This is a genomic window from Streptomyces sp. NPDC058872, from assembly GCF_042743065.1.
Classification (GTDB): domain Bacteria; phylum Actinomycetota; class Actinomycetes; order Streptomycetales; family Streptomycetaceae; genus Streptomyces.
In genome coordinates, this window is record NZ_JBHYMK010000125.1 from 1 (window position 1) to 5941 (window position 5941).

The following is a 5941-nucleotide window of genomic DNA, read 5'->3' on the forward strand; positions in this document are numbered from 1 at the left end:
CCCGGATCGGCGTCGCCTCCCTCACCAAGTGACCCGGACACCACCCCCACCGGCGGTGCCACCCGGACCCCTCCCCGGACACCACCCCCACCGCTACCGCGCGAAGCCCCCTGCCTCCGCCGGCTCCTCCCCGGACTCCCTCCGCCGATGGGCCGCGACCCGTTCTCGGGTGGCGCAGCGGCGGGAGCAGTAACGGCGCTCGGGTCCGCTGCCCTGGCTGACGAAGACGTTTCGGCAACTGCCGGACGCGCAGATGCCGCCGGGAGGTCGCTGCCGGTCCCAGACCAGAACGGCGAGTGCCATGCAGGACGAGGCGAGCAGCCATTCGCCCCAGGGGGCGTCGTCGCGGCGGTCGAGATGGGGGTGCCAGGGGCTTTCGCCGTCGTGCGAGGTGAGCCGGAGCGTGCCGGTGTGCTCCCGCAAAAGCCGGTTGAGCACGGTGGCGGCCCCCTCGGTGGTCCCGGCGGCGAAGACCTCCCTCAGTTCGTCGGCAGCCGCGCGCATCTGGGCGATGTCGTCGGGGTCGAGCACGACGGGGGCGTTCTCCCCGTGGGCGAGCAGCACCTCGGCCACCGCGGCGGGGGCGCAACCGTCGTCGGCGAGCACATTGACCAGGGCGGCGGTGCGCCGGGCCGTCGTTCGTACGGAATGGCGGGTGGACCAGTCGTCCTCGGTGGCCGGCATTCCCGCAATGTAACGCACCTTGTCGAGTTTTGCGTCACACTCGTAACGTTTTGAGAATGCTGAAGCGTTACCCCCTTCTCCTCTGCCTTGCCGGGGCGCTGGTGGCCCGGGTCGGCGACGAGGCCGCCGGACCGGCGCTGCTGCTCGCCGGATTCGCTCGCACCGGGTCCACCACCGAGGCATCGGCGCTGCTCGCCGCCTTCAGCGTCTCCGCCGTGCTCGGCGGACCGGTGCTCGGAGCGCTCCTCGACGGAGCGGCGCGACCGGGTCGTCTCCTGGCGGGAGCACTCGCCCTGTACGCAACGGGCCTGGTGCTCGTCCTGGGGGAACTCGGCAGGCTCCCGTTCGCCGCCGCCCTGGTGACCGCCCTCCTCGCCGGGCTCTTCGGCCCGGCCCTCGCGGGCGGCTGGTCGGCCCAGTTGCCGCGGGTGGCAACGGCCGGGCACGTACCCCGGGCCCGGGCCCTCGACGCGATGACCTTCGGCGCGGCGGCCCTGGCCGGTCCGGCCCTCGCAGGCGGCGCGGCCGAGCTGCTGGGGGCCTCGGCGGCCGTCATGCTCTCCGCGGGCCTCATCGCCGCGGCCGTCCCCACCGCACGGACCCTCCCGATCCGGGGAGGACGGGCCAAGGGCCCCCGCCCCGGACGGGCGCAAGCCAGGGCAGTCGGAGCGGTCCGAACCGGGGACGGAACCGACGCCCACGGGCGGCTCCTCCGCATCCTTCGCACCGCCCCTTCCCCCTCTCCCTCCCCTTCCCTCCGCAACGCGCTCGCCCCCCTGGGCGGCGCGCTCGCCGCCGGAACGCGCGCCGTCCTCGGGAAGCCGTTGCTGGCACGGGCGACCCTCACCTCGGTCGTCTCCTCCGTCGCCCAGGGGATGCTGACCGCCTGTGTCCCGCTGCTGGGCGAGCAGGCCCTCGGCGGCGCCGGCCGGGGAGCGGCACTCCTGCTGTCCTGTACGGCGGTCTCCGCGCTCGTCGCCAACGCCCTGCTCCTGCGGTTCCCCCTCCCCCTGCCCCCCGATGCGCTCGTGCGCATCGGGGGGCTGGCCCAGGCCGCCGCCCCCGCCCTCGCCCTGGCGGGGCGGCCCGCGCCCCTGGCCATCGGCTTCCTGATCGCCGGCCTCGGCGAGGGACCCCAGCTCACCGCCCTGTTCGCGGTGCGCCACCGAGAGGCTCCGGAAGGCCTGCGCAGCCAGGTCTTCACCACCGGCGCCAGCCTGAAGGTCACCGGCTTCGCCCTGGGCGCCGCTGCAGCGGGTCCGCTGGCGGCCCGTTCCCTTCCGGCGGCGCTGGTGGCGGCCACGGTCACGGCCCTGCTCGCGGCGGCCCGGCCGCCGGGCCGCACGGTCCCGGCGGCACGCGTCCGCCCCCGGAACTGAGTCGCTGCGGAGGCGGGGATCCCGGCCGGGCAGAGGGCCGGGACCTCGGGCGTCACGGCGAACCGGTCACCCGGCGCCCCTTCCCCCGGCCACCCCGCGCCCGACCGCGACCACGCTGCTCACCGGCGGCGCCGCCCCGCTGGCGTGGTGGATCCCACGTCGGCTGCGTGCGGGCTTTGTCAGTCCCGGGCCTTAGCCTTGACTCCATGCCCGACTCACGTGGAGAGACCCCTAGCCCCGAAGCCCTGAACGACGCCATCCGCACGCTGTGGGTGCGCGCCGGCGAGCAGCGCCGTTCACTGACGGCCGACGAGCAGCGGATCTACCAGGTGCTCGTGGCGGCTTGGGCCGAGGCCACGGGTGCCGAGCAGGAGCTCGCGGCCTGAGCGCCGTCTCTCCCCACGCCGACCGGGAGGGGCCCGGCTGAGCGCCAGCCGCTGGAGCCGATCGACCCCCGAAGATCCACCTGTTGCGAGAGCCCCGGCACGAAGCCGCGGGCCGGGGAGCACCATGCCCCGACCCGTCGTACCGGTCGCCGTGGCGTCGGTCGTCGGGACGGCGGCCGACCCGTGGGGAACGAACGTTCGTCAACGTCCGGACCGGCGGACACGCCTTCCGGGGTGGGGCCCGGGGACCGCCTCCGACCTGCGGTGCCGTCGGGGTGGGGCCCGGGGGCGGGGCCGCTCGACGGGCGCGGTGACCGGGGGGTCCCTAGCGTGGTTCGGATGGCCCGTCGCGCGGCGGCGCCGAGGTTGCGCGGGTCGGCCCCGATCGGTCCGCCGTAGGGGAAGGTGAGACCCGATGGAGAGTCTGCTGGCGGGCAGGACGGCTGTGGTCTACGGTGCCGGGGCGATCGGCGGGGCGGTGGCCAGGGCCTTCGTCCGGGAGGGCGCCCGGGTGTTCGTGGCGGGGCGTGGTGAGGCCGCGTTGAAGCAGTTGGTCCACGACGTGGAGTCCGAGGGCGGTTCGGTGGTGACCGCGCAGGTGGACGCGCTCGACCGGGACGCGGTGGAGGCGTTCCTGGACTCCGTGGTCGAGCGGACCGGCGGGTTGGACGTCTCGTACTGTGCGACCTCCACCCGACGGCCGGGCGGCGCGCAGGGCGCGGCGCTGGGCGAGCTGTCCTTCGAGGACTTCTCACTGCCGATCATCGACTTCACCAAGGCGCAGTTCGTCACCGCCAACGCGGCGGCCGCGCGCATGGTGCCGCAGGGTCGGGGCGTGATCATGATGATGACGGCGGCGCCCTCGCGCGTCCCGTACCCGTACACGGCCGGGTTCGGGCCGGCCTGGGCAGCGGTGGAGGCGTTCTCCCGCACCCTCGCGGCCGAGTTGGGGCCGGCGGGCGTCCGGGTGGTCTGTCTGCACTCGGCGGGGTCGCCGGAGGCGGCCCGCAGCATGGAGAGCACCATGGCGTCCGGCCTGCCGGAGCTGTCGGCCCGGCAGGCGGGCTGGCAGGAGCGCTCGGCGGCCCGCAACCTGCTGGGCCGCTGGCCCGCGCTGGCGGACGTGGGGAACATGGCGGCGTTCCTGGCCTCGGACCTGGCTCCGGTGTCCACCGGCACCACGGCCGACCTGACCGGCGGCATGGTCGGCCACTGACGGGGCCGGTCCGGCCGGGGACCTGTGGGCGCGGCCCGACGCCCTCCCACCGAAGGCGTCGGGCCCCGCCCGGGCCGGTCGGACGGGCTCCGGTCAGATGTAGAGCGTGTTGGGCTCCAGGCCGCACAGGACCCGGCCGTAGAGCTCGGTGTTGGTGTCGTGGTTGATCAGGGCGTGCAGGTCGACGGCCTGGATGTCGCGGGCGATCCGCTGGAGCGGCACGTCGAGGAAGATCGAGGTGCCGCCGCTGATGCTCACGAAGAGGTCGACGGCGTGCTTGGCGAGCCGGGTGGCCTCGCCCTGGTCGTTGCGGACCCGGGCGCGTTCCTCGAGCTTCCAGGCCTCGCCGGTGGCGGCCTTGTCGTCGACGGTGGCCGCGGCGCGACGGGCGTGGAACTCCGCCTGGTCGATGCTGTTGACCGCCTCGGCGACCCGCAGATGGGTGATCGGGGCCTCGCTCTGCACGGTGTAGTCGGTGTAGGTGATCTTGCGGCCGGGCAGCCGCTCGAAGAAGACCTCCCGGGCGGCCTTGGCCAGGCCGACCGCGACGCCGACGCCGGAGGCCGCCGCGACCAGGGAGGCGGGGGTGCGCCACACAGGGGAGTCGGCGTTGGCCCGGGACAGGCCCTGCGGCCGCATGGCGGCGCTCATGGGGATGATGCGGTGGTCGGGGATGAAGACGTCCTCGGCCACCGTGGTGACGCTGCCGCTGCCCCGTAGCGCACTGGTGTGCCAGTCGTCGACGAGCTTGAGGTCGGCCATCGGGACCAGCCCCATGATGGGCTCGGGCTCGACGTCCGGGCGGAGCAGGATCGCGGCGATCTCCTGCCAGCCGGCCTGCGTGGCGCCGCTGACGAACCCCCAGGAGCCGTTGAGGACGATGCCGCCCTCGGTGGGCACGGCCGTGCCGGTGGGGCTGTTGGTGCCGCAGACCCGGGGGGCCTCGGAGGTGAAGACCTCGTCCTGGGCGCGATCGGGGAAGAGGCCGGCGATCCAGGTCGGGATCCAGAAGACGGAGGAGGTCCAGGCGATGCCGCCGTCGGCACGGCCGAGTTCCATGGCGACCTCGACCAGCGTGGTGGTGTCGCTCTCGTAGCCGCCGTAGCGCACGGGCGTCCGGAGTCGGAAGACGCCGGCCTCGGCGAGGGTGGCGATCGTCTCGTCGCTCAGTCGCCGGTTCTCCTCGGACCAGGCCGCCTGCTCCCGGAGGACCGGCACCAGCGCGGAGACCCGCTCGACGATTTCTTCCCGGGTCGGCATTCCAGCGGACGACATCATTTCCTCCTGGACGGTTCGGTTGAGCGGGTGACCGGAGCGGGTCCCCCTTCGCGTGATTGCTGGAAAATGTTTTCACCGGGCAACCGGGCGACACATCTTCAGAATTGCCCGGATCCCGTCGGAGGTTTTTCGGGTAGGGCAATTACGAGGAAGTGGGCGAGCGGTTCGGGTGCCACCGTGGTCCCGAGTGTCTTTCCCGCCCGCCGATTCCGGCGGCAGCCCCGTCATCAGGAGGCCAGTGTGGATCTGTCGCCCGTCGTCACCAAGGAGGAGTGGCTCGTCGCCCGCAAGGCACTGCTGGAACAGGAGAAGGAACTGACCCGGCTGCGCGACGCGGTCTCGGCGGCCCGGCGGACGCTGCCGCGGGTCCGGGTCGAGAAGGAGTACGTGTTCGAGGCACCCGGCGCCCGCCCCACCCTGCTCGAACTCTTCCAGGGACGGAAACAGCTGATTGTCCGTCACTTCATGTTCGACCCGGCCTGGGAGGAGGGCTGCCCGGGCTGCTCGATGCAGGCCGACTCGGTGGGGCACCTGGCCCACCTGCACGACCGGAACACCTCGTTCGTGATGGTGGCCCGGGCGCCGATCGACAAGATCGAGGCGTTTCGGGTCCGAATGGGCTGGGACCTGCCCTTCGTCTCGTCCTACGGCAGCGACTTCAACCGCGACTTCAACGTGACCACCGACAAGGGCGAACTCCCCGGTGTGAGCTCGTTCCTGCGCGAGGGAGACGAGGTCTTCCACACCAACTCGGTGTACGACCGGGGCAGCGAGGTCACCCTGAACACCTACAACTACCTGGAGATGACGCTGCTGGGCCGGCAGGAGGAGGGTCTGGCGCGCCCCATGGACTGGTGGCGCCTGCACGACAGCTACGGCGACGCCGACGCCCAGGGGCCCGGTGAGAACTGGTGGAACGGCCAGGACAAGTTCAGCTCCTGACCTCCTGACCTTCCGATCGTTCGAGCGGTCCTGACCCGTTCGGGCGAGGACGGGAC

Annotated in this window: 6 protein-coding genes; 4 read left to right on the forward strand and 2 right to left on the reverse strand. The window is 73.2% G+C overall.

What is annotated here, in order from left to right:
- Nucleotides 1-93: 93 nt before the first annotated feature.
- A complete protein-coding gene (locus ACFW22_RS35510) occupies nucleotides 94-684 on the reverse strand; it encodes a CGNR zinc finger domain-containing protein (RefSeq protein ID WP_386412874.1) in 591 nt (196 codons plus the stop codon).
- Nucleotides 685-740: 56 nt separating this feature from the next.
- On the opposite strand from ACFW22_RS35510, the gene ACFW22_RS35515 reads away from it, so the two are divergent.
- The 3 genes from ACFW22_RS35515 (at nucleotide 741) to ACFW22_RS35525 (ending at nucleotide 3665) form a co-directional block, all read left to right on the forward strand.
- Complete coding sequence (locus ACFW22_RS35515) at nucleotides 741-2063, forward strand: MFS transporter (RefSeq protein ID WP_386412876.1); 1323 nt, start codon at nucleotides 741-743, stop codon at nucleotides 2061-2063.
- A 206-nt stretch (nucleotides 2064-2269) separates the two neighbouring features.
- Entirely contained in the window at nucleotides 2270-2449 is a 180-nt protein-coding gene (locus tag ACFW22_RS35520) for a hypothetical protein (protein ID WP_386412877.1), read from the forward strand.
- Nucleotides 2450-2864: 415 nt separating this feature from the next.
- Entirely contained in the window at nucleotides 2865-3665 is an 801-nt protein-coding gene (locus ACFW22_RS35525; RefSeq protein ID WP_386412879.1) for an SDR family NAD(P)-dependent oxidoreductase, read from the forward strand.
- Nucleotides 3666-3758: 93 nt separating this feature from the next.
- On the opposite strand, the gene ACFW22_RS35530 is transcribed toward ACFW22_RS35525, so the two are convergent.
- A complete protein-coding gene (locus ACFW22_RS35530) occupies nucleotides 3759-4940 on the reverse strand; it encodes an acyl-CoA dehydrogenase family protein (RefSeq protein WP_386412881.1) in 1182 nt (393 codons plus the stop codon).
- Between the two features lie 243 nt (nucleotides 4941-5183).
- On the opposite strand from ACFW22_RS35530, the gene ACFW22_RS35535 reads away from it, so the two are divergent.
- Nucleotides 5184-5885, forward strand: coding sequence for a DUF899 domain-containing protein (locus ACFW22_RS35535; RefSeq protein ID WP_386412885.1), 702 nt, complete (start codon nucleotides 5184-5186; stop codon nucleotides 5883-5885).
- The last annotated feature ends 56 nt before the right edge of the window (nucleotides 5886-5941 follow it).

Bases quoted from the DNA above. Each gene is read 5' to 3' on its own strand.
- ACFW22_RS35510 (WP_386412874.1), bottom strand. From the start codon at position 684: ATGCCGGCCACCGAGGACGACTGGTCCACCCGCCATTCCGTACGAACG.
- ACFW22_RS35525 (WP_386412879.1), top strand. From the start codon at position 2,865: ATGGAGAGTCTGCTGGCGGGCAGGACGGCTGTGGTCTACGGTGCCGGG.
- ACFW22_RS35520 (WP_386412877.1), top strand. From the start codon at position 2,270: ATGCCCGACTCACGTGGAGAGACCCCTAGCCCCGAAGCCCTGAACGAC.
- ACFW22_RS35515 (WP_386412876.1), top strand. From the start codon at position 741: ATGCTGAAGCGTTACCCCCTTCTCCTCTGCCTTGCCGGGGCGCTGGTG.
- ACFW22_RS35530 (WP_386412881.1), bottom strand. From the start codon at position 4,940: ATGTCGTCCGCTGGAATGCCGACCCGGGAAGAAATCGTCGAGCGGGTC.